Raw genomic sequence first — 21489 nt, forward strand, 5'->3', positions numbered from 1 at the left:
GGAACGAGCTAACGGGCCAGTTAAACCATCCCCGCCAGCTTCAACTCACTCTTCAAATACGCATAATAAATCGGCCCCGCCACCACGCCCGGCAGGCCGAATGCGGCTTCAAACACCAACATCGCCAGGAGCAATTCCCAGGATTTGGCACTGATCTGCCCGCCGACGATGCGCGCGTTGAGGAAGTATTCGACCTTGTGGATCACGATCAGATATCCCAACGCCGCCACCGCCACCCAGATCGACAGCGACAGCGCGACGATGGTGATCAGGGTGTTGGAGATCAGGTTGCCGATCACCGGCAGCAGGCCGACCAGGAAGGTCAGCACGATCAGGGTTTTGGTCAAGGGCAAGTGGATGCCGCACAGCGGCAGTACCACGGCGAGGAACACGGCCGTAAACGCGGTGTTGAGTGCAGCAATCTTGATCTGGGCGAAGACGATATTGCGAAAGGCCTGGACCAACAGGTGCAGGCGGTCGAACAGCGCGGCGGCCAGGGGTTTGCGTTTGGTCAGGTCGGGCACGCGCTGCAGGGCGATAATGGCGCCGAGCACCATGCCGATCAGCAGGGTGACGAACATGTGGGCGGCGTCTTTGCCGACCAGTTGCAGCTCGCTCAGGTGTTTGCTCAGCCAATCGCCGATGGCCACACGGAACTCGGCGGCACTGGCGGGCAGGTAGGCGTCGACGAACGGCGGCAGTTGCCCGCGCGCGCGGTCGACCACGCCCATGAATTTGTCCAGGGAAGCCCCGGGGTTTTCCGCTTCGTGGAGCAGAAAGCTGATGGCGCCAGCAAAGATCAGGGTCAACACGCTGACGATCAAGGTGCCCAGCAACGCTACTGCCAGCCAACGCGCACGCCGGCCTTCAATCAGTCGCTGCAACTGCGGGGTAAGCATGTTGACCAGTTCATAAACCAGCAGGCCGGCCAGCAAGCTCGGCAACAGCTTGAGCGGCAGGACCAGCAATAGCCCGCCGAAAATGATGACGCAACTGACCAGCAACAACACGTGACGCTGAGAAAACGTTGGCATACAGCCTCAAAACGAACGGCGTTAAAGGATGGGCAGTCTGCCAGCCTTGAGGGAATCAAGCGAGAGGTCTGAATTGTGAACACCGTCAGTGTGGGAGCTGGCTTGCAGTGGCGAGGGAGCTGGCTCCCGTTCGACAGCGCAGCTGGAGCCCGCTTTTTTGGGGGCGCTTCGCACCCCAGCGCAAGCAAGCTTGCTCGCCACAGCAAGCCCGACTCCCACATGGGATCTATGTTGTTAGCTGCCTTTGAGGCAGGTGCTCATAAAGGTTTTACGCGCATCGCCAGCCAACGCCTTGGTTTTCGCCGAGGCATTGCAGTCTTTCATTTTCTGCTGCTGTGGGGTCAGGGTCTTGGCATCGTTGGCAGCTGGCGCCGACAGGCAGGTCTTCATAAAGGCCTTGCGGTCATCACCTTTGAGCGTCTTGGTGGTGGCTTGTGCATTGCAGGTGGTCATTTTATTTTGCTGGGCTGTGGCAGCGAAGCCTTGGGAACACAGCAGCAGGCCCATCATCAACAACGGAATACGCAGCATCTTCATGGAGTTTTCTCCCTGTTACCGCACCAAAGGGGCACGGCCTACGCAGCAGTGTAGTCAAAACCTGTTACATCTTCAGCGTCCGCGAATATTCGACCGTCGGTACTGCTCCGGGGTGCAGCCGGCGTGACGCTGGAACATGGCGATAAACGCCGAGGCCGTGCTGTAACCCAAGTCAAAGGCTACGTGTTGCACGCTGCGGTCGCTGTCCAGGGCTTCGATGGCGGCAAGATAGCGCAGGCGCTGGCGCCATTCGCCGAAGCTGATGCCCAGCTCGCGCACAAATTGGCGTGCCAAGGTGCGCTCACTCACATGCACCTGCTCCGCCCACTGCGCCAGCGGGCGATTGTCGCCAGGGTCGGCCTGCATGCCTTCGAGCACGCCGAGCAGCCCGGGGTGGCGCGCGTAAGGCAGAAAGCAATCATGCATCGGCGCCTGTTTGAGCTGGTCCACCAGCACCTGGGCCAGGCGTATATCGGCCTCACTCTGAGGAACATTGACGTCACGCTGGGCAAAATCGCTGAGGATGGCCTTGAGAATGTCACTGATCGCCAAGGTGCACGGCGCCTGCGGGAGTTGCGCGCACAATGCCGGGGCCAGGCCCACGGAGCGATACACAATCGCCTGGGCGTTGTAGGAGCTGTGCTCGGTATTGGGTGGGATCCACACCGCGTACTGCGGAGGCGACATAAAGCGGCTGCCGGCCACTTCCATGCGCATCACGCCATTGGCCGAATAGTCCAGCGAGCCCCAGCCATGCCGGTGCGGCGTACACTCGGTGTCGGGCGCAAATTCGGAGTAGCGGAAGTAGACCGGACTCGGCAGGCTGCGAAAATCCGCGAGGCGTACGGTGTGTCTGGCCATATTGTCTGGATACAAAGGTCGGTTGTCTGGATCGCAGTATAGGCTTCTATCCAGACAGGGGGATAATCGCGGCTCATCAACACACCTGGTTTCTTTCGATGCAATACGCGTACCCCCTGCTGGCCATCTTTATCTGGGCCGGCAACACCGTGGTCAACAAACTGGCCGTGGGCTCGATCTTCCCCGCCGAAATCGGCTTTTACCGCTGGTTGCTGGCTGCATTGCTGTTTACCCCATTCATGCTCAAGCCGGTGCTGGCCAACTGGGCGCTGATCCGCCCGAACCTGGGCAAGATCTTCATCCTCGGCGTGCTGGGCATGGCGGTGTATCAAAGCCTGGCCTATTACGCCGCGACGCTGACCAGTGCCACCAACATGGGCATCATCCTGTCGCTGATGCCGTTGATGTCGCTGACCGCTGCCATCATCAGCCTCGGCCAACGCCTCACCTTCGGCGCGCTGACCGGCGCAGTGCTGTCGTTCGCAGGCGTTGTCGTAGTGGTATCAGCCGGCAGCCTCGGCGCGTTACTGCAACACGGGCTCAACCTGGGTGACGCCATGATGCTGTTCGCCACCCTGGCCTACGCGGTCTACAGCACCTTGCTGAAAAAATGGCATTTGCGCCTGCCGCCGCTGGTGTTGCTGTATTTGCAGATACTGGTGGCGGTGGTGGTGCTGTTTCCGCTGTTCCTGTTCTCGGCCAAGGCCGGCTTGGGCTGGGCGAATATCCCACTGGTGCTGTACGCGTGCCTGCTGGCGTCGATGCTGGCGCCACTGGCGTGGATGCACTCGGTGAAACACCTGGGGCCAAGCCGCACCACACTGTTTTTCAACTTGCTGCCGTTGATTACCGCATTGATTGCGGCGGTGGTGCTGAAGGAAAAACTGGCGATGTATCACTTGGTCGGCGGCTTGCTAACCTTGGGTGGGGTGATTTTGTCGGAGCGTTGGATTACGCCGGTGCGCCGTGAGGTTGGCGTCGCCTGACAGATCGCTATCGCAGGCAAGCCAGCTCCCACATTCGACCAGGTTCCAACTTTGGAATGGGGCCAACTGTGGGAGCTGGCTTGCCTGCGATGAACGATAACCCGGTCTCCCGGTTAAACCCCCGCCGCCTTCAGCCGCCGCGCATGCTCGACAAACAACCGAATCGGCTCGGCGCCCTTGCCCACCAACCCCAAGGATTGGTTGACGATATCGAAGTGATCCAGGGCGTAGTCATCGCCGATGACCGTGCCCAGGTGCGAGCTGTAGCGCCCGACCATGCCGTCACACTGGCCCTTCTCGCGCACAAAGCTGCGGGCGAACAACCGGCAACTGCGATTCGTGCCGTCCAGCAGGTTGCGCCCACGATCGGTCTTGCCCGGCTGCAAGGTGCCGGACCACGAGTAATAACGCACGCCATTGACCACTTCAGCGCCCTGCCCGCCCCAGGTAGCGGGCAGCCCTTGAGGATACTGGCGGTTAAACAACGCCACACCGGCACTGGTCAGCGAATGGTGCGAAGCCTCTAGATCGGCCTTGAAGCGCGGGCCGCGATAGCCGGTTTCCAGCAGGCCCATCCACCAGGCAACCAGGTGAAACACCGCGCTCATCAGCCTGCCTTTCACGCTGTCAGCCGGGTAATGGGCGTGGATATGGTCCGCCAGCTCCGAGCCATGGTTGGGGCCAGCCACCGACGTCACTGACGCCACCCACTCCGGGCGCCTGGCGGCGGCATAACGCGCGGTGAGCGCGCCCTGGCTATGGCCGATCAGGTTGACCTTGTCGGCGCCGGTCTCGCGACGAATCTGCGCAATGTGTACCAACAACTGCTCGCCACGCACCTCGCTGGAATCCAGCGGCGCCACCTGAACCGCAAATACCTGCGCCCCACCCGCCCGCAGCGCCGGGACAATCCCGTACCAGTAAGGGAAAAAGCCTACGCGCACAAAGCCCAGCATGCCGGGTACCAGCACCAGGGGGTAACGCGTGGCGAGGGAATCGGGCATAGGGCGAACATCCTGGTAGGGGAAGCGATAACGCCATCCTAGACCACCCGACATGACTGCCCCATGACTGTGCCGTTTAGAAGTGTCCGGTCAGGCGGTGTGAAATCCGATAAAACTTTTTGCGCTGCCCGGGACTCACAACTTGGAGTGATCACGCCGACAGAGCGTGGCGCAAAACCGGATTAGCACCAGGAGATTGAGATGACCCAAGCAAACTTGACCGACGTTGCAACCCTGCGCAGCCGCGCCCGCCAGCACGTCGAGAACGGTGCCGTGACCGAAGGCTACGACGCCGACCGTGAGGAAATTATCCGCCTGCTCAATGAGTCGCTGGCCACTGAACTGGTCTGCGTGTTGCGCTACAAGCGTCACTACTTCATGGCCAGCGGCCTGAAAGCCAGTGTCGCGGCCGATGAGTTCCTGGAGCACGCCACCCAGGAAGCCGAACACGCCGACAAACTGGCCGAACGCATCGTGCAGTTGGGCGGTGAGCCGGAGTTCAACCCCGACCTGCTGTCGAAGAACTCCCACGCCCAATACGTGGCCGGCAATACCCTGAAGGAAATGGTCTACGAAGACCTGGTGGCCGAACGGATCGCGGTGGACAGCTATCGCGAAATCATCCAGTACATCGGTGATAAAGACCCGACTACACGTCGAATCTTCGAAGACATCCTGGCCCAGGAAGAAGAACACGCCGATGACATGGCGGATATTCTGCAGGACCTGTAACGCGCTTCACCGCTGAACCCCATGTGGGAGCGGGCTTGCCCGCGATAACAATCTAACAGTCAGTGCCTGTATCGACTGTTACAGCGCTATCGCAGGCAAGCCAGCTCCCACATTTTTTTGCGCCGGGTCCTGATCGTTCCCACGCTCCGCGTGGTAATGCATCCAGTGACGCTCTGCGTCACATCCCCTCTAGGAGCGGACGCTTTACTTAACGGTTTTCGGCGCCTTGCCTTCCTTCATCTGTTGCAGCAACGGTGCGCACTGGTTGGGCTCGTCACCGCTCGGAGCGACCAACGCCAGCAACCCGGCCGCCGGGCCGGCGATTACGCCCAGCGCGACCATGCCGGCACCCCGCAACATCAGCGGCACGGCCTTTACACCCGCATTAGGCTTGATAAACGGGCCATTGACGTACAACGGTGAACGCAGGGAGAACAAGCGAAAGCCCTTGGACTCTGGCGTGATGGTCAAGTCCAACTGCTCGGTCGCCATGTTCGCCGTGCCATCGATATAGATAATCGCGTTCTCGGTATCGAACACAAACAGCCGCGTCGTCGCCAAACCCGTCTTGATGCCAAAGTCTGCCGCCGCGCAGTTGATCTTCACTTCCTTGTCGCCAAACAAGCGGCCCACCACGTAGTTGCCCACGTTGAGCCCGGCAATTTCCATCAGGCCGCGGCTGATGGCGCCGTCATTGATCAGCATTTTCAGGTCACCGTTGGAGGTGCCCAACAAGGCCGCCACGGAGTTGCCGCGCCCGGAAATATCAGCGTCGCCGTTGAGCTCACCAAAGCTGGTCTTCATCGGTTCGAACGTCGGGAACAACTGTTTGAGCTTGAAGTTGCGTGCAGTCAACCTGGCACGGCCTTCCATTGGCGTGATGCGCCCGTTCAAGCGAATCTGCGCATCCAGCTTGCCACCCGCCACGCCAAAGCGCAGGGGTTGCAGGCTCAGCTCGCCATCGTTGAGAACCAAGTGGGTGTAGAGGTCGGTGAACGGCAAGTCGGCGCTGTGCACGATACGTTTGCCGGTGAATTCCACGTCGGCGTCCATGTCGCGCCAGCGCTCGGTGCGGAACTCTTCCACCGGCAGCACTTTGGTCGCCGGTTGCTTGCTCTCGCCACCACGGGCCTTCTGTTTAGCGTTGGAGTCGGCACCGATCAACGGTGCAAGGTCGGTCATCAGCAGTTGGTTGGACACCAGCGTACCGCTGAGCTTGGGGCGTGGCTGGCTGGCGACGTAGCTGAGGTTGCCGTGGATATCACTGTTGCCGATCTTGCCGTTGAAGTTTTCATAGGTGAATGACGCGCCGCTGGCCTCATGCAGCTTGGCGATCAGATGGCCGTCGGTGGAGTAGGCCGGAGAATCGGGCAGCGTCACGCCGGTCAGCGGGTAAAGGTTGCCCAGGCTACTACCGGACAGTTTCAACCGCAGGTCCAGGGCGCCAAGGTTCAGCGGATCGGTCAGGGTGCCGGCCAGTGCAATGCTGGTGTCGGCGATTTTCACTTGAGCTTGCAGCGGGAACGGCTTGGCCGCGTCCTGCAAGGCCAACAGCCCGCCTATCTTGCCGGTGCCGTCGAGTTTCTGGCCGTGGTACTGGCCTTTGACCTTGAGGCCGAATGCGTAGTCCTGCGGCGCCGAGCCTTTTTCCAGGGCCTTCTTGGCATCTGCGTCGCCGACGATTTCACCGAAGGGAATCGGCTTGCCAAGCAGGTCGATGATCACATCCAACTGGGTCTTGAGGGTTTGGTCGTCGAGGGTCACGTGGCCCTTGTCGAAACCGATGGAGCCGATGTCCACCACCCAGCTGGAAGGCTCGGCGTTGGGGTCTTTGGGGTCGAACTTGAAGGTCCAGTTGGCGCGACCGTCGGCAAGGCGCTGCAAGTCGGCGCTTGGCTCGGTGAGGTCGATACGCGGGATCACCACGCGCTGAGCCAACAGCGCCAGGGGCGAGATGCGCAGCTCAACGCGTTTGAGCGTGACCATCTGCGGTTTTTTTGACCAGTCCGGGTTGCCCAGGGTCAGGTCTTCGGCAATCACGTGCGGCCACGGCACCCAGGCACGCCAACCGCCTTCATCGGCCTCGCGCGCCCACACCACGGCGAGGTTGCCATTAATGGCAAACGGGCGATGCAATTCTTCGGAGACCTTGGCATTGAGCGGCGGCTTGATGCGGTTCCAATCAAAGATCACCAGCACCAAGACCACGATAGCGATTAACACAGCGAAGCTGGCGCAGCTCCAAAACACGATTTTACGAGTGCGCGTCATTGCACAGGACTCCTCAACACAGATAGCAAAACTAAAGCTTATAAGGCTACGACTGGCAAACCGCCGGGGGGTTTAACCCGATCAGCGATTTAGTCGCAAAAAGCCACATTCCTGATCGACAAGACAGTTTTCATCATCGACAGCGCACCATTGTTACCCAGGTTCGTGTCGAAAATACCCACCACGGTGCAAAAGCGCGGGCTTGAGAGGCGCGTTCTAGAGCCTCTGCGGGGAACAATCAATTCTGTTGATTATTACCATTGTGTTTATGAACTTTTATATCGACTTCTCGAGAGTAACATTAGCCCTGTACCCACTTTATCGCCCTCCCAAGGAGCAACCCATCATGAAACGCCAAATACTCGCTACTGTTCTGCTGTCGGTCCTGGCTTCCAGCGCATTTGCCCTGCCAGCCGCTGAACAAGCTACCCCACAGAACAAAGCTCAAGCCGTTCAGTCGAGCCAGACCCTGGCCCGCAGCGGTTCGCAAGAAGACGAAAACCGTGACTACGCCAAAGGCGCCGTTGCTGAAAACGGTCGCAACCGCCTGGAAGAGAAAGGCCTGGTAGAAGGTGGCGCTGAACAAGCCAACAAACGTGCTTACACCGAAGGCGTTGCTGAAGGTGGCCGTGATCGCCTGGAACAAAAAGGCCTGGTAGAAGGCGGTGCTGAGCAAGCCCACAAACGCGCTTACACCGAAGGCGTTGTTGAAGGCGGTGCTGACCGTCTGCAAGAACTGCATCAAGCACAGAGCTAACCCCGTGGTGGCCGAGAAAAAAGCCCGATCTGAAGATCGGGCTTTTGCTTTTATCTGACGCTTATCTGAACTGCATCACACCCCAACACCCCGCCAAGTTCGACGTAGCTGAAGCTGTTTTGCTAGAGTGCGTCGCTGTACTTGCCGACAAAGCCCGCCCGCCGATGCTGCCCCGCGCCGAACAGAAGCAACAGACCCGCCTCGCCTTGATGGACGCAGCCCGCCATCTGATGGAGTGTGGCCGTGGGTTCGGCAGCCTGAGCCTGCGCGAAGTGGCCAAGACAGCCGGGATTGTGCCGACCGGGTTCTATCGTCACTTTGAGGATATGGACCAGCTGGGGCTCGTGCTGGTCAGTGAAGTCGGTCAGACCTTTCGCGCCACCATTCGCCTGGTCCGTCACAACGAGTTCGTGATGGGCGGCATCATTGATGCCTCCGTGCGGATCTTTCTGGACGTGGTTTCAGCCAACCGTTCACAATTCCTGTTCCTGGCCCGCGAACAATACGGTGGCTGCCTGGCCGTGCGCCAAGCCATCGGTGCGCTGCGTGAAGACATCACCAGCGACTTGGCTGCCGACCTTACGTTGATGCCCAAGCTCCAGCACCTGGATGCCGACGGCTTACATGTGATGGCCGACCTGATCGTCAAGAGTGTGTTCGCCACCCTGCCCGACATCATCGACCCACCGGCCCAGGCCCTGCCTGCCCACCTTACGCCCCAGGCGAAAATCACCCAGCAACTGCGCTTTATCTTTATCGGCCTCAAGCATTGGCAAGGGCTGGGCAGCACCGAATAAGCCCGGTCAGCCCGCCGTGTGGAAGCGCTTGGCGGTGGTGTAGTGCTTTTTCCAGTAGCTGTTGCTCAATGAATCGATACGCACGCGTTTGCCGGTGCTGGGCGAGTGGATGAATTTGCCCTTGCCGATATAAAGGCCGACATGGCTGACCTGTCCGCGCCCATTGCCTTTGAAAAATACCGCGTCGCCGGGCTTAAGCGCCTCGCGCTGAACAGTCGCGGCGCTTGATCGATGCATTTCTGTGGTGGTGCGCGGCAGGCGGATATTGGCTTCGGTCTTGAACAGGTAGACCAGGAAGCTGCTGCAATCAAACCCCTGGTTAACCTTGGTACCGCCGCTTTTATACGGCGTGCCGAGCAGCTCATGGGCACGATCGATCACGTTGTCGATGGTGGCGGAAGGTTCGAAGGCCACAGGCGCTTTTAAATTGGCCGAGGCCGGTATGACGGCGCAGGACAAGCTGAGAATAAGTGAAACCAAAAATACTTTGAACATGATCGGCGTCGCAGTGGATTAAACACGGCGCACATCGTAATGAAACAGCGCGTAACTTTTTGAACGGAAAATCCTTCAATCACGTAGGACAAATCCGAGAAAAATCCAGTGCGAAACAGGTGAAGGAAATTTCATCCTTTACGCAACGGTGCTCAACGAAAAGCGCCCCCATCCAGTGCTATAAATCCAATAGCGCACCAATTTGAAGCGCGGCCGCCATTGGCTGACGCCCTATTCGGTGGCATGTCCGTGCTTGCCTACAGGGATTTCCCGCCCATACACACGGTTGGCAAGCCCCTTGCTCTAGCTCATTTATCGCTCATAGCTGGAAGCCTCCTGATGCTGGTGATCCACCGCCGAATCGCCCCCCAAGCCCTCTGGGCCGCCGAACTGCTGCTGAACTTCGAAGCCCGCAGCAAAAGCCGCCTGCGCTGTTTCAGTGCCGACGGCGAAGACGTCGGCCTGTTTCTGGAGCGTGGCCAGCCGCCGCTGCACGATGGCGAATGCCTGCAAGCGGAAGACGGGCGCGTGGTACGCGTGGTCGCCCGCCCTGAACAGCTGCTGCACGTGACCTGCAGCAACGCCTTTGAACTGACCCGCGCGGCGTATCACCTCGGCAACCGCCATGTGGCCTTGCAAGTCGGCGACGGCTGGCTGCGCCTGCTCGATGACTACGTACTCAAAGCCATGCTCGAACAGCTCGGCGCCACCACGCAAACCCTCGAGGCTCCGTTCCAGCCGGAACACGGTGCCTATGGCGGTGGCCATCATCATTCGCGTCATGGCGATGAAGACTTCAATTACCCGCCCAAACTGCACCAGTTCGGCGTGCGTCTATGAACCCAGCCTGGGCGCTGTTGCGTCTGGCCAGTCCGCAATTGCCGATTGGTGGCTACAGCTATTCCCAAGGCCTGGAGATGGCGGTGGAGAACGGCCGCGTCAATGATGCAGCCAGTGCCCGGCGCTGGATCAGCGACCAGTTGCTGCTCAACCTCGCCCGTTTTGAAGCGCCGCTGTTGCTCGCCCATTGCCGCGCCGCCGCCGAACAGGATTGGCCGCATTTGACGCAGCTGTGCGAAGAGCACCGCGCCAGCCGCGAGACCCGCGAGCTGTATCAGGAAAGTCGCCAAATGGGCTATTCCCTGCAACAGCTGCTCAACGGTTTACCGGAGCTGGACGACGCCGCGCGCCACTTTCTGGCCCAACGTGATGAACCCCACCTGGCCCTGGGCTGGGCTTTGGCCGCCCGCGCCTGGCACATCAACCCCGATGACGCCCTGGCCGCGTGGCTGTGGAGCTGGCTGGAAAACCAATTGGCGGTGCTGATGAAAACCCTGCCGCTGGGCCAGCAAGCCGCCCAACGCCTGACCAGCCAATTGCTGCCCCTGTTGCAACAAGCCCAGCAGGACGCGGCACGCATCGACCCTCCCCATTTCGGCAGCGCCGCGTTCGGCCTGTCCCTGGCGTGTATGGCCCATGAGCGCCAATACAGCCGCCTGTTCCGTTCCTAGGAGACCTACATGAACACACAACCTTTGCGTGTCGGCATCGGCGGCCCAGTGGGCTCCGGCAAGACCGCCCTGACCCTGGCGCTGTGCCTGGCGCTGCGCGACCGCTACAACCTGGCGGTGGTCACCAACGATATCTACACCCGCGAAGACGCGGATTTTTTGGTGCGCAACCAGGCACTGGCGCCCGAGCGCATCATCGGCGTGGAAACCGGCGGCTGCCCGCACACGGCGATTCGTGAAGATGCCTCGATCAACCTCGAAGCGGTGGACCAACTCAACCGCCGCTTCCCCGGCCTGGACCTGATCCTGGTGGAGTCCGGCGGCGACAACTTGTCGGCCACGTTCAGCCCGGAACTGTCAGACCTGACCATCTACGTGATCGATGTGTCTGCCGGTGACAAGCTGCCGCGCAAGGGCGGGCCCGGTATTTGCAAATCCGACTTGCTGGTCATCAACAAGATCGACCTGGCGCCCCTGGTCGGCGCCTCGCTGGAACTGATGAACAGCGACACCACACGCATGCGCAACGGTAAGCCCTTTGTGTTCAGCAACCAGAAAACCGGCATCGGCCTGGATGAAATCGTCGCCTTTATCGAACGTCAGGGTTTGCTGACTGCAGCCTGATCACACCCCCAAAAGGAGCCTGTATGGGACTCAACAAAATTCTTGCAACCGCCGCCCTGCTGCTGGCACCGGCCCTTGCCTTCGCTCACCCCGGGCATGGCGATAATGGTCTGGTGGCCGGTATCAGCCACCCATTGGGCGGTATTGATCATTTACTGGCCATGGTCGCGGTTGGGTTGTGGGCCGCGCAGCAACAAGGCAAGGCGCGCTGGGCACTGCCTTGCGCGTTTGTCGGCACCATGCTGGTGGGCGGCCTGCTCGGCTTTGAAGGCCTGGAACTGCCGGCGCTGGAAAGCGGGATTGCTGCCTCGGTACTGGCGCTGGGCTTGGCGGTAGCGCTGGCAGTGCGGCCGCCGTTGTTTGTGGCGGTGGCGGCGACGGCGTTGTTTGCGTTGTTCCACGGTGTGGCGCACGGCCTGGAGCTGCCTGACATGTCCAGCCCGTGGGCGTATGCGGCCGGCTTTGTGGCCGCGACGGCGGCGCTGCATGCTGCCGGGTATGCGGTGGTGCGTTTCCTGCCGGCTGCTGCGGCGCCGCTGGTACGGGTTGCCGGGGCAGCTTCGGCGGCAACCGGGGTTTGGTTGCTGGCGGGCTGATTGGCGGCGCTGCTGAGGGCACCATCGCAGGCAAGCCAGCTCCCACCTTTGACTGTGTTCACAGATCCAAAGGTGGGAGCTGGCTTGCCTGCGATGGCGGTGGCACAAACACCACAGAACTCAAGCCTGCTACCATGCGCGCCTACACCTCTGCCGTGACGACGCCAGCCGATGCCCATCGCTTCCCAACCTTCCTTGAATGCCGTGCTCACGCACTTCCACACCCTGATCGTGCCGCTGTGGCAAGGCCCGGGCTGGAACGCCGACTTGGCGCTGCCCTACGAGGCGCTGGGCGCCGATCACCAGCCATTGCCCCCGCAACGCTACCGCGCCATGGCCTGCGCCCGGCAGTTGTACCTGTTCGCCAGCCTGATCGGCGAGCCGGGTGCAGCGTTTGCCGAAGAGCGTGCAGCGGCGCTGTTTCGTTCGCTGCAACGGCATTTTCATGATGCCGAACACGGCGGTTGGTTCTACAGCATCGACGCCCACGGCAAACCGCTGGACAAGCGCAAAGACCTCTACACCCACGCCTTCATCATCTTCGCCTGCGCCCACTATTGGGCCAAAGTACGCGAGCCGTTGGTGGAGTCGGTACTCGATGCGGCCCTGGCCGTGGTCGCCGAACGTTTCGCCACCGGCGACGGCCTGTACGAAGCCGTATTGGAGCGCAACTGGTCATCGCTCAAGTCCGGCCCACTGCAAAACCCACTGATGCACCTGGCCGAAGGTTTCCTCGCCACCCTGGCCGTGCGTGAAGACGCGATCACCCAGGATGCGTTGCTGGACCTCGCCACCGCCCTGCAGAAGCGCTTCATCGACCGCCAGCACGGCGTGATGATGGAAAAACCGCTGGGCGCTGTGGATAACTGGTTTGAGCCGGGACACCAGTTCGAGTGGTTCTTTTTGCTCGACTCTTCAGAGGTACTGCGCCGCACACCCTTGCATGCCTCGCTGACGCGGGCATTTGCCTATGCAGAGCTTAAGGGTGTGGATAAGTTAAGTGGCGCGGTCAGCGGCATGCTCGCGCTGGATGGCAGCGTGCGCGACGGCACGCAACGGATCTGGGCACAGGCTGAATACCTGCGGGCGCTGACCTTGCGGCCGGGCAGTGAGGCGGTGTTGCAACGCCAATTGCTGGCGCTGCAACAGAACTTTTTGCATGAGAAAGGCTGGCATGAATGCCTGGATGCCAAGGGCGCAGTGAGCCGGCGGGATATGCCGTCGACTACACCGTATCACTTGGCGACTTGCTATCAGGGGCTGATCCAGCATCTGGGTTGACCTTTAGTGCCTCATCGCAGGCAAGCCAGCTCCCACATTTTGATGTGTGAACACAGTCAAATGTGGGAGCTGGCTTGCCTGCGATAGCGGTCTACCTGACTGTCATGCAATCCACTTGCGATCCCCAGTAAAACTGATCGTCAACCAGCGCGCCGCATCCGGCGTACCCAACCCTGTGGATATCTCCTCGCGCAGCCCATCAAGCGTCGCCACGTTATCTACCGGGTAATTGGCCGGCAACACCACATGAATCTCGATAAACCGCGCCCGCCCGTGCTTTTGCACGTAAGACACGTAGTCATCAAAACCGTGCCTGGCCTGGGCGGCATCCATCACTTCGCGCACTTTGTCATCCAAGTGGTCCGGGGCAATGCCCAGCACCTCACGCAACGCCGGGCGCAGGATCTTGAACGCCGGCGCCAGCATGCTCAGGGCCAGCAGAATCAGGATCAATGGGTCGACATACACCGCCCACTCGCCATAGCCCTGGGACTTGAGCAACAGCGCAGCGAGGAAGCTGATCAGCAAGCCCACCGACAGCATCGCGTCCACCAGCCAACTGATGTTGTCGAACTGGATCAGTGAAGATTTGAGCTCGCGATTGCGATAGCGCACGTAGAAGAAGTAGGCAAACTCGACAACGGTAAACACTGCCGCGTAGACGATCACCAGTCCCAACTCAATCTCACGCCCGCCATTGATGATGCCGAACACACCGTTGAGAAACGCGTAGATCGCGATCAACAACAGGAAGCTGCCTTCGATCAGCAGCACCATCGGCTCCAGGTGCCAGTAGCCGAACTGGAAGCGCTCGTTGCTTTTCTTGGCGATCAGCTTGGCCGTGATCAGCATCAGCACCTTGATGGCGGTGGCGATCAGCGAGAAAAAGCCGTCGAATAGAATGGACTGGGCGCCAGATATCACACCCGTGACAATCCCGGCGATCGCGACCGCGAACATCAGAATCGTCGATTGTTTGAGCAGTGCCTGCTCACCTCGGTTACTCACATTTCCTCCCGTCAAAACCTTTAAACCGCACAGTGCGGAGGGGTTTTCAGGAGTGGAGTGTACCTTATGTCCTGTTTTGGCCGATTTGACGCCATCGCAGGCAAGCCAGCTCCCACATTCGGCCGCATTCTCATGCAGGAACTCGGTCAAGTGTGGGAGCTGGCTTGCCTGCGAAGGACGCAACGCGGTCTTAAGCCTTACTTGGCCCCACGCTCAATCGCAAACCCAGCCCAGGTCTGGCTCACCGGCATCAGCTCCAACCGGTTGATGTTCACGTGCGCCGGGGTATTCATCACCCAGAAGATCGTGTCGGCAATGTCCTGCGGCTGGATCGGCTCGGCACCGGCATAGGTCGCGTCATAACGCGCCTGGTCACCGCCAAAGCGCACCAGCGAGAACTCGCTCTCACACAGGCCTGGCTCGATGTTGGTCACGCGCACGCCAGTGCCTTGCAGGTCGCAACGCAGGTTCAGCGAGAACTGCTTCACGAACGCCTTGGAGCCGCCGTACACGTGGCTGCCCGGGTAAGGGTAGTTACCGGCGATGGACCCCAGGTTGATGATGCCGGCGCCACGGCCGTGGGCGATCAGGCGCGGCAACAGCAGGTTGGTGGTGGTCAGCAGGCCTTTGATGTTGGTGTCGACCATGGTTTCCCAATCGTCGAGGCTGCACTTGGGCGCAGGGTCGGTGCCCACGGCCAGGCCGGCGTTGTTGATCAGCCCGCGCAACTTGGCGAACGACGGCGGCAGGTTGGCGATGGCCTCCTCCATACCCTTGCGGTCACGCACGTCCACCACCAGGCCATGCACTTCGGTCTGCTTGGAAAGCTCTTCGACCAAGGCATTCAAACGGTCAGCACGACGGCCGGTAAGCACCAGTTTCCAGCCAGCGTCGGCAAAACGACGGGCGCAAGCTTCGCCAAAACCAGAGGTGGCGCCAGTAATAAACAGCGTGTCGGACATGGTGTTCTCCTTGCGGGCATCGGAAAAAAAACAGCCAGCAGAATGCCCTTACGCCGCGATTGCAGCAACCGCTAAGCGCATAACTTCATACACGGCTGGTTGTTTTTTGATCACTTCAGGCAAAGCCTTATAGAACGTGGCGTGCAGCCATATGCACGCAGGTTATCCACAACTGCGCCCACAGTCTTTGGGGGCAAGTGTAAAAAGCGCCAAGCCGCTCTATACAAGGCTTGCAGGCGATTTCAGAAAGTTTTTTGCTTGACCTTGGCCAAGGCGTATGTAGCCCAATGGCAAGAGGGAAAATCCGAACGATGGCTCCAGGCCAGTCATTCCGGCCTCTGCGGCCGTCTTTCCAGAGTTTAGTCACAGACTTATCCACAGGCTGTTCCGACATAAATCAGTCATATACCTGTGTCTTTAAACAGGTTGACAAAGCCCTCGGCAGGCCAGCAAAAACCGGCTGATCAATAAACAACCACCACGCTGCAAGCCACGGTTTTAAAGGCTTGCAGCCAGCTACTCCCACGTTACCCACAGCCGGTTCCACAGCGGATGGGGACAAGTCAAAACTGTGACAAAACAGGGATTTGCGGCGGCTATATGTCGCGCTTTGGAGGGTCTCTGGATTTGTTTTCCACAATTTGGCGGGAGCACTGAAAACACCCCAAAAACACCTGTGGGAACCGTTCCATGTGGGAGCTGGCTTGCCTGCGATGGCATCTCCTCGGTCTACCTGAAAGACCGAGGTGCTTGCATCGCAGGCAAGCCAGCTCCCACAGAGAGCCGGTTCCCACATGGGGTTATTGCGTCAGGCCTTTAGATCAATGCCCGCCGAGGTAGGCGTTGCGCACTTCCTCATTCACCAGCAATTCCTTGCCGGTGCCCGTCAGGCGGATCTCGCCGTTAACCATCACATACGCCCGGTCCGACAGGCGCAGCGCGTGGTTAGCGTTTTGTTCCACCAGGAAGATAGTCATCCCGGTGGCCGCCAGCTCGCGCAGTGTGGAAAAAATCTGCTTCACCACAATGGGCGCCAGGCCCAGGCTCGGTTCGTCCAGCAACAGCAGTTTGGGCCGGCTCATCAGCGCGCGGGCGATGGCGAGCATTTGCTGCTCACCACCGGACATGGTCATTGCGCGCTGGGTGCGCCGCTCCTTGAGCCGAGGGAACAGCTCGAACATGCGCTGCATGTCTTCCTGCGCATACTTGTCACCAATCGGGATGGTGCCCATCAGCAGGTTTTCCTCGACGGTCATGTCGGGGAACACCCGCCGCCCTTCCGGCGACTGCGCAATGCCGTTGGAGGCGATGTAGTGGGACGACTTGTGGGTAATGTCGACGCCGTTGTACAGAATTTGCCCGGACTCGGCGCGCGGCTGGCCGAAAATCGACATCAGCAGCGTGGATTTACCCGCGCCGTTGGAGCCGATCAGGCTCACGGTTTCGCCTTCGTTAATGTGCAGCGAGACTTTTTTCAGGGCCTGGATCGGGCCGTAAAACACGTCCAGGTCCTTCATTTCGAGGATAGGTGCACTCATACCAGCTCCTCTTCGTCTGCGCCCAGGTAGGCGGCAATCACTTTCGGGTCGTTGCGGATCGCGTCCGGGCCGCCTTCGGCGATCACGTTGCCGTGGTCGAGCACCACGATGTGGTCGGAAATACTCATCACCATGCCCATGTCGTGTTCGATCAGCACCACTGTCAGGTCGTGTTCGTCGCGCAGCAGGCGAATCATCGCGCTGAGGGCTTCGGTTTCCTGCGGGTTGAGGCCCGCTGCCGGTTCGTCCAGGCAGATGATCTGCGGCCGGGTGCACATGGCGCGCGCGATTTCCAGGCGGCGTTGCTGGCCGTAGGAAAGCTCACCGGCCAGGCGGTTGGCGCAGTCCACCAGGTCCACCACTTCCAGCCAATAGAAGGCGTGGTCGAGGGCATCGCTTTCGGCCTTACGGTAGCCCTTGGTATTGAGGATGCCCGCCAGCATGTTGCGGTTGACCCACATGTGCTGGGCCACCAGCAGGTTTTCCAGCACCGACATTTCCTTGAACAGGCGAATGTTCTGGAAGGTCCGCGCCAACCCTGCGCGGTTGACCAGGTGGGTGCCGCCGAACATCTTGTAGTACACGCGGCTGAAGAAGCTTTTTGGCGACACAAAGTCGACGGCCTTGAAGCGTTCGCCGAGCAACTGGATCACGTTGGTCTGCTTGCCACGAATGTTCAGTTCGATCTTGCCGCCGCTGGCTTTGTAGAAGCCGGTGAGGCAGTTGAACACCGTGGTCTTGCCCGCGCCGTTGGGGCCGATCAGGGCGAAGATCGAGTTGCGTTTGACCTTGAGGCTCACATCGCTCAAGGCCTTGATGCCACCGAAGTGCATCATCAGGTGTTCCACTGAGAGGACGACTTCTTTGCTCATGGCGCCACTCCTTTACGTGGGGTCACACCGGTTCGGCTGATGCGGATCAGCCCGCGTGGCCGCCAAATCATCATCACCACCATCAACACGCCAAACAGCAGCACGCGGTATTCGGAGAAGCTGCGCAGCAACTCCGGCGCGACGGTCAAGACGAACGCCGCAATCACCACACCGACTGTCGAACCCATGCCGCCCAACACCACGATGGCCAGGATCAGCGCCGATTCGAAGAAGGTAAACGACGACGGGTTGACGAAGCCTTGGTAGCTGGCGAAGAACACCCCGGCCAGACCCGCAGTCGAGGCCCCGATGGTGAACGCCGAAAGCTTGACCAGTACATGGTTCAGGCCCATGGAACGGCAGGCGATTTCATCTTCGCGCAAGGCTTCCCAGGCGCGGCCGACCGGCATACGGGTCAGGCGGTGCTTGATGTACAGCACGGCCAGTACCACCAGGAACAGCACGATGTAGATGAACATGAACTTGATGTTGGGGTTGTAATCGATGCCGAAGAACTCGTGGAACGGAATCCCGCCATCCTTGGCCTTGCGCCCGAATTCCAGGCCGAGAAAGGTCGGCGAAGGCACCGGCATACCGTTGGGGCCACCGGTGAACGACAGCCAGTTGTTGAGCACCAGGCGGATGATTTCACCAAAGCCCAGGGTCACGATGGCGAGATAATCGCCGTGCATTCGCAGCACCGGGAACCCGAGTATGCAGCCCGCCAGCGCGGCAGCGATGGCCGCCAGAGGCAACACACTCCAGAAGCCCAGGCCCAGGTATTGATAACCGAGCGCCAGGCCGTAGGCGCCGATGGCGTAGAACGCCACGTAACCCAGGTCGAGCAAACCGGCCAGGCCCACCACGATGTTCAGGCCAAGGCCGAGCAACACGTAGATCAGCCCGAGAATCACCACGGTCAGCAGGTACTTGTTGGCGAAGATCGGGAACACGATCGCGATCACGATCAGTGCCGGGATGATCCAGCGCAGCCGCGATTTGTAGTCCGGCGGCAACACGTGCACGCCGGAGCCACTGCTCTCGAAACCCTGCAGGATCTTCACGCCCTTGGGGGTTTGCAGGAACAGGCTCAAGGCAAAGCGCCCGGCCATCACGATGGCGACCAACGTGGCCACCCGCGCAGGCTCGAGGTTAAAGCTATACCCGTCGAGGACCACGCCGACAATCGGACCGAACACGATCAACGAAATCAGCCCGGCAAGGACCGTATCGACCACACTTTTCTTGATATCGATAGATTTGGCAGCAGACATGTTTACACCTTAGCCACGAGTGGGCGACCAAGCAGGCCCTGAGGACGGAAGATCAGAATCACCACCAGCAGGGAGAAGCTGAACACGTCTTTGTAGTCAGAGTTGATCAACCCCGAAAACAACGACTCGGAGATACCCAGGATGATCCCGCCCAACATCGCCCCAGGCAGGGAGCCGATGCCGCCGAGTACCGCTGCGGTAAATGCCTTGATGCCGATGATGAAGCCGGCATAGAAGTCGAAGGTGCCGTAGTTGAGGGTGATCAGCACGCCGGCCAGGGCGGCCATGGCGGCACCGATGACGAACACGTAGGAGATCACGCGGTCGGTGTTGATGCCCAGGATCGAGGCCATCTTGCGGTCTTGCTGGGTGGCGCGGCACATGCGGCCGAGCTTGGTGTATTTGATGATGTAGGTCAGCAGGCCCATGCCGAGAAACGCGGCCACCAGGATAAACACCTTGGTGTAGGTCAACTGCACGAAGCCCGTGCCGATATCGACGCGCCAGGCGCCGGCCAGCAGGGTTGGAATGCCTTGTTGTTTCGCGCCCTGAGCGATCTGCGCATAGTTTTGCAGGATCAGGGAGATACCGATGGCGCTGATTAACGGTGCCAGCCGGGTGGAGTTACGCAGCGGTTTGTAGGCGACACGCTCGATGACCCAACCGTACACGCCGGTGACGACCACGGTGAAGATCAGAGTGCCGAGAATGAGCAGCGGGAAGGATTCGATGCCGAAGTAAGCCAGCAGTGCCAGACTGATCGCCGCGAGGTAAGCGGAAATCATATAAACCTCGCCGTGGGCGAAGTTGATCATGCCAATGATGCCATAGACCATTGTGTAGCCGATGGCGATCAGGCCGTAGACCGACCCGAGGGTCAGGCCGTTGACCAGTTGCTGCAGGAAAATACCATCCATAACGCAATCTCACGCGGTGAGCACCTGCACACGGTTGAGTGCGCGGCGCTTCTGGAGGAAAAGACAGATATCGATATCAACACCACTCCCTGTGGGAGCGGGGCCCTGTGTGGGAGCTGGCTTGTGTGGGAGCTGGCTTGCCTGCGATTGCATCACCTGGGTACTACTGAAGTACCGAGGTGCCTGTATCGCAGGCAAGCCAGCTCCCACAACAAGCCCGCTCCTACATGGGTTCCGTGGTGCTTGTTCTTACTTCTGCTTTTCCAACTGGTGGTATTTGCCGTCTTTATCCCACTGGTAAACCACGTAGTCGGAGATTTTCAGGTCGCCCTTGGTATCCCAGGCTTTTTCGCCCATGACGGTTTTCACCGGGTGAGCCTTGAGCCACTTGGCGGCGTCTTCGCCTTTGTTGGATTTGGCGCCGTTGAAGCCGGCGGCCAGGGCTTGCAGCGAGGCATAGGCATACAGGGTGTAGCCCTCTGGCTCGTAGCCGGCTTTGCGGAACTCTTCCACTACAGCCTTGCTGTCTGGCAGCAGACGCGGGTCGGCGCCGAAAGTCATGTACACGCCGTCTACGTATTGCTTGCCGCCAGCGGTGGCAACCAGTTCGTCAGTCACTACGCCGTCATCGGACATGAACTTGACGTCCTTGAGGCCGGCTTCACGAATCTGGCGAACCAGTGGGCCGGCTTCAGGGTGCAGACCACCGAAATACACGACGTCAGCGCCCAAGGAGCGGATTTTGGTAACCAGGGCGCTGAAGTCTTTCTCGCCACGGGTCAGGCCTTCTTCCAGCACCGGCTTGACGCCGCGCTTGGTCAGTTGGGCAGCGGTGGCATCGGCCAGGCCTTTGCCGTAGGTGTCCTTGTCGTTGATGACCGCGACTTTCTTGCCCTTGAGCACGTCGACGATGTAATCGCCGGCGACGATGCCCTGCTGGTCGTCACGACCACACATGCGGAACATGGCGCCCAGGCCGCGTTCTGTCACTTGTGGGTTGGTAGAGCCTGGAGTGATCGCGATGATGCCCGCTTCGTCGTAGACCTCAGAGGCGGGAATGGTATTCGACGAGCAGAAGTGCCCTACCACGCCGATCACTTTGTCCTGGTCCGCCAGACGGTTAGCCACGGCCACGGCCTGCTTGGGTTCGCAAGCATCGTCACCGGCAACCAGCACGACTTTCTCACCGTTAATGCCGCCAGCCTTGTTGATCACTTCGGCTGCCGCCTGGGCACCCTTCATGTACTGCTCACCGAACGAGGCGTTGGCGCCGGTCATCGGCCCCGCAACGCCAATCTTCACATCAGCTTGAACAAACGCAGAAACACCCAACGCCGCTGCAACGGCGAGGGCCAGAAAACCTTTCTTGTAAAACGTCTGGGACATGAGTGGTGCTCCGAGGTTTTTGTTTATTGGCACTACGAATTCGCGT

At 60.0% G+C, this 21489-nt stretch carries 22 protein-coding genes; 9 read left to right on the top strand and 13 right to left on the bottom strand.

Annotated features, from left to right (window positions below):
* Nucleotides 1-20: 20 nt before the first annotated feature.
* From AB4P96_RS28905 to AB4P96_RS28915, 3 genes are all read right to left on the bottom strand, one after another.
* Nucleotides 21-1034: an AI-2E family transporter gene (locus AB4P96_RS28905; RefSeq protein ID WP_138449249.1), complete on the bottom strand. Its 1014-nt coding sequence runs from the start codon at nucleotides 1032-1034 to the stop codon at nucleotides 21-23.
* 234 nt (nucleotides 1035-1268) lie between these two features.
* Entirely contained in the window at nucleotides 1269-1571 is a 303-nt protein-coding gene (locus AB4P96_RS28910; RefSeq protein WP_017136785.1) for a PsiF family protein, read from the bottom strand.
* Nucleotides 1572-1643: 72 nt separating this feature from the next.
* Nucleotides 1644-2432 carry a helix-turn-helix transcriptional regulator gene (locus tag AB4P96_RS28915; protein ID WP_017136786.1) on the bottom strand — a complete coding sequence of 263 codons (789 nt, stop codon included), beginning with the start codon at nucleotides 2430-2432 and terminating at the stop codon, nucleotides 1644-1646.
* 98 nt (nucleotides 2433-2530) lie between these two features.
* On the opposite strand from AB4P96_RS28915, the gene AB4P96_RS28920 reads away from it, so the two are divergent.
* Nucleotides 2531-3418 carry a DMT family transporter gene (locus AB4P96_RS28920; RefSeq protein WP_138449247.1) on the top strand — a complete coding sequence of 296 codons (888 nt, stop codon included), beginning with the start codon at nucleotides 2531-2533 and terminating at the stop codon, nucleotides 3416-3418.
* A gap of 113 nt (nucleotides 3419-3531) precedes the next feature.
* On the opposite strand, the gene AB4P96_RS28925 is transcribed toward AB4P96_RS28920, so the two are convergent.
* Nucleotides 3532-4422, bottom strand: coding sequence for a triacylglycerol lipase (locus AB4P96_RS28925; protein WP_017136788.1), 891 nt, complete (start codon nucleotides 4420-4422; stop codon nucleotides 3532-3534).
* A 201-nt stretch (nucleotides 4423-4623) separates the two neighbouring features.
* On the opposite strand from AB4P96_RS28925, the gene AB4P96_RS28930 reads away from it, so the two are divergent.
* Nucleotides 4624-5154, top strand: coding sequence for a bacterioferritin (locus tag AB4P96_RS28930; protein ID WP_017136789.1), 531 nt, complete (start codon nucleotides 4624-4626; stop codon nucleotides 5152-5154).
* Nucleotides 5155-5358: 204 nt separating this feature from the next.
* Here AB4P96_RS28930 and AB4P96_RS28935 read toward each other — a convergent pair whose 3' ends face one another.
* Entirely contained in the window at nucleotides 5359-7425 is a 2067-nt protein-coding gene (locus AB4P96_RS28935; protein WP_395600359.1) for an AsmA family protein, read from the bottom strand.
* A 346-nt stretch (nucleotides 7426-7771) separates the two neighbouring features.
* Here AB4P96_RS28935 and AB4P96_RS28940 point away from each other — a divergent pair, with 346 nt between their 5' ends.
* Together AB4P96_RS28940 and AB4P96_RS28945 are read left to right on the top strand one after the other, a co-directional pair.
* Nucleotides 7772-8182, top strand: coding sequence for a hypothetical protein (locus AB4P96_RS28940; protein WP_099548110.1), 411 nt, complete (start codon nucleotides 7772-7774; stop codon nucleotides 8180-8182).
* 164 nt (nucleotides 8183-8346) lie between these two features.
* On the top strand, nucleotides 8347-8979 hold the full coding sequence (locus tag AB4P96_RS28945; protein ID WP_017136792.1) for a TetR family transcriptional regulator: 633 nt from the start codon (nucleotides 8347-8349) through the stop codon (nucleotides 8977-8979).
* A gap of 6 nt (nucleotides 8980-8985) precedes the next feature.
* Here the strand turns inward: AB4P96_RS28945 and AB4P96_RS28950 are convergent, their stop codons facing one another.
* The gene (locus AB4P96_RS28950) at nucleotides 8986-9474 is read right to left on the bottom strand and encodes a C40 family peptidase (RefSeq protein ID WP_017136793.1); all 489 of its coding nucleotides are present in this window, start codon (nucleotides 9472-9474) and stop codon (nucleotides 8986-8988) included.
* Nucleotides 9475-9813: 339 nt separating this feature from the next.
* Here AB4P96_RS28950 and ureE point away from each other — a divergent pair, with 339 nt between their 5' ends.
* The 5 genes from ureE to AB4P96_RS28975 all read left to right on the top strand — a co-directional run bounded on the left by ureE (nucleotide 9814) and on the right by AB4P96_RS28975 (nucleotide 13486).
* Complete coding sequence (ureE, locus tag AB4P96_RS28955) at nucleotides 9814-10314, top strand: urease accessory protein UreE (protein WP_017136794.1); 501 nt, start codon at nucleotides 9814-9816, stop codon at nucleotides 10312-10314.
* Nucleotides 10311-10985, top strand: coding sequence for an urease accessory protein UreF (locus AB4P96_RS28960; RefSeq protein WP_395600360.1), 675 nt, complete (start codon nucleotides 10311-10313; stop codon nucleotides 10983-10985). Before ureE ends, AB4P96_RS28960 begins: the two co-directional genes overlap by 4 nt.
* A gap of 9 nt (nucleotides 10986-10994) precedes the next feature.
* Entirely contained in the window at nucleotides 10995-11609 is a 615-nt protein-coding gene (gene ureG, locus AB4P96_RS28965; RefSeq protein WP_017136796.1) for an urease accessory protein UreG, read from the top strand.
* A 23-nt stretch (nucleotides 11610-11632) separates the two neighbouring features.
* Nucleotides 11633-12205, top strand: coding sequence for a HupE/UreJ family protein (locus AB4P96_RS28970; RefSeq protein WP_017136797.1), 573 nt, complete (start codon nucleotides 11633-11635; stop codon nucleotides 12203-12205).
* 171 nt (nucleotides 12206-12376) lie between these two features.
* Nucleotides 12377-13486: an AGE family epimerase/isomerase gene (locus AB4P96_RS28975; protein WP_395600361.1), complete on the top strand. Its 1110-nt coding sequence runs from the start codon at nucleotides 12377-12379 to the stop codon at nucleotides 13484-13486.
* Nucleotides 13487-13588: 102 nt separating this feature from the next.
* Here the strand turns inward: AB4P96_RS28975 and AB4P96_RS28980 are convergent, their stop codons facing one another.
* The 7 genes from AB4P96_RS28980 to AB4P96_RS29010 form a co-directional block, all read right to left on the bottom strand.
* On the bottom strand, nucleotides 13589-14494 hold the full coding sequence (locus tag AB4P96_RS28980) for a cation diffusion facilitator family transporter (protein ID WP_017136799.1): 906 nt from the start codon (nucleotides 14492-14494) through the stop codon (nucleotides 13589-13591).
* 197 nt (nucleotides 14495-14691) lie between these two features.
* Nucleotides 14692-15456, bottom strand: coding sequence for an SDR family oxidoreductase (locus AB4P96_RS28985; RefSeq protein WP_058422443.1), 765 nt, complete (start codon nucleotides 15454-15456; stop codon nucleotides 14692-14694).
* Nucleotides 15457-16277: 821 nt separating this feature from the next.
* Entirely contained in the window at nucleotides 16278-16994 is a 717-nt protein-coding gene (locus tag AB4P96_RS28990) for an ABC transporter ATP-binding protein (protein ID WP_017136079.1), read from the bottom strand.
* Nucleotides 16991-17866: an ABC transporter ATP-binding protein gene (locus AB4P96_RS28995; protein WP_017136078.1), complete on the bottom strand. Its 876-nt coding sequence runs from the start codon at nucleotides 17864-17866 to the stop codon at nucleotides 16991-16993. Before AB4P96_RS28995 ends, AB4P96_RS28990 begins: the two co-directional genes overlap by 4 nt.
* The gene (gene livM / locus AB4P96_RS29000; protein WP_017136077.1) at nucleotides 17863-19140 is read right to left on the bottom strand and encodes a high-affinity branched-chain amino acid ABC transporter permease LivM; all 1278 of its coding nucleotides are present in this window, start codon (nucleotides 19138-19140) and stop codon (nucleotides 17863-17865) included. The genes AB4P96_RS28995 and livM overlap by 4 nt, the downstream gene beginning before the upstream one ends.
* A gap of 2 nt (nucleotides 19141-19142) precedes the next feature.
* Complete coding sequence (locus AB4P96_RS29005; protein ID WP_017136076.1) at nucleotides 19143-20057, bottom strand: branched-chain amino acid ABC transporter permease; 915 nt, start codon at nucleotides 20055-20057, stop codon at nucleotides 19143-19145.
* A gap of 249 nt (nucleotides 20058-20306) precedes the next feature.
* A complete protein-coding gene (locus AB4P96_RS29010; RefSeq protein WP_169986517.1) occupies nucleotides 20307-21443 on the bottom strand; it encodes a branched-chain amino acid ABC transporter substrate-binding protein in 1137 nt (378 codons plus the stop codon).
* Nucleotides 21444-21489: the final 46 nt, after the last annotated feature.

Origin of the sequence: Pseudomonas sp. B19125, assembly GCF_044218855.1 — a bacterium.
GTDB lineage: Bacteria > Pseudomonadota > Gammaproteobacteria > Pseudomonadales > Pseudomonadaceae > Aquipseudomonas > Aquipseudomonas edaphica.